This window comes from Marinobacter sp. UBA2498 (assembly GCF_002341575.1).
Classification (GTDB): domain Bacteria; phylum Pseudomonadota; class Gammaproteobacteria; order Pseudomonadales; family Oleiphilaceae; genus Marinobacter; species Marinobacter manganoxydans.
This window is the reverse complement of sequence record NZ_DDOI01000142.1, coordinates 1,565-2,589: the sequence shown is the minus strand read 5'-3', so window position 1 is coordinate 2,589 and position 1,025 is coordinate 1,565. Positions and strand designations below refer to the sequence as shown.

The window sequence follows — 1,025 nt, the reverse complement described above, 5'->3', positions numbered from 1 at the left end:
TGTCGAGAGGACGTGTGTCGTCTTCCAGTATCTGCCGGACGGCTGCGATGGGGGTTTTGACGCTATGAGACAGGTTTGCGAGAGCGTCCCTGGAGCGCTCCAGTCGCTGATCTAAGGAGTCCAGCAACTGATTTAGTTGAAGAACCAGCGGGTGGAACTCCTCTGGCGACTGAACGTTGATTCGGGAGATCTCTCCGTCCTGGAGTCTTTTTAATGCGGCTTTGAGTGTGACAACCGGTCGCATGGACATCGTGATTCCGAACCAGAGCACGGCGACCAAGAGCATAATCAACAGAACTGATACTACGGCGGTCCAGGCATGAAGTGCAGCTTGGCTGCGTTTCAGCGCACCCAGATCTTCAGAAACGATTACGACGATGGGTGTTTCACCGACCTGAAAAGACTTTCGGTAGGCGAGGATGTCTAAGGGAGTATCAGTGGTTTCGGCATCTTCTACGCGAACGGTTCCGTCTTCTTCGTTTTCAATCAGAGGCGTTAACAAGGGCTCCCAAGTATCGGGTGAAATGATGGTCTGTTCGGGTGTATGTATGGCAAAGGCATGATGAAAAACATCCTGGAAATAATCGCCCGTCTGGAGAGTGTCAACTTCACCATTCGCGTCGCGAATCTGGTGCTCAAGGAAAACGACTTCATCTTTCAGTCGGCTTTCAACGAATTCCCGAGACATTCGGTCGAGCAGCAAGCCATGGACCAACCACGCCACCCCCATTAGACCAATTCCGGCGGGCAGTAACAGCGCAAGCAAGGTTCCTTTTACGGACGCAGGCTTTTTAAGGAATCGCATTAAAAATGTACCCCTGGCCGCGTCGTGTTGAGATGGTTTCGCTGCCCACTAGCTTCCTTAACCTCCGAATATACGCCTCAATGACGTTTTCGCTCGGGCTATCATTCAAGTTGTAAAGCTGTTCCATTAGTTGTTCTTTGGAAAAGACGTGGCCAGGGCGGCTCATCAAACAACGTAGCAGCCGGAATTCGGTGCCGGTAAGTGTATGTTCCACGCCGTC

General features: G+C 51.8%; 2 protein-coding genes. Both read right to left on the bottom strand.

The features are described 5' to 3' along the window. A partial coding sequence (locus B2W52_RS19580; RefSeq protein WP_476738548.1) for a methyl-accepting chemotaxis protein occupies positions 1-805 on the bottom strand: 805 nt, incomplete at its 3' end. Continuing rightward, on the bottom strand, positions 792-1,025 hold a 234-nt coding region (locus B2W52_RS19575; RefSeq protein WP_286803943.1), incomplete at its 5' end, for a helix-turn-helix domain-containing protein. The genes B2W52_RS19575 and B2W52_RS19580, both read right to left, overlap by 14 nt.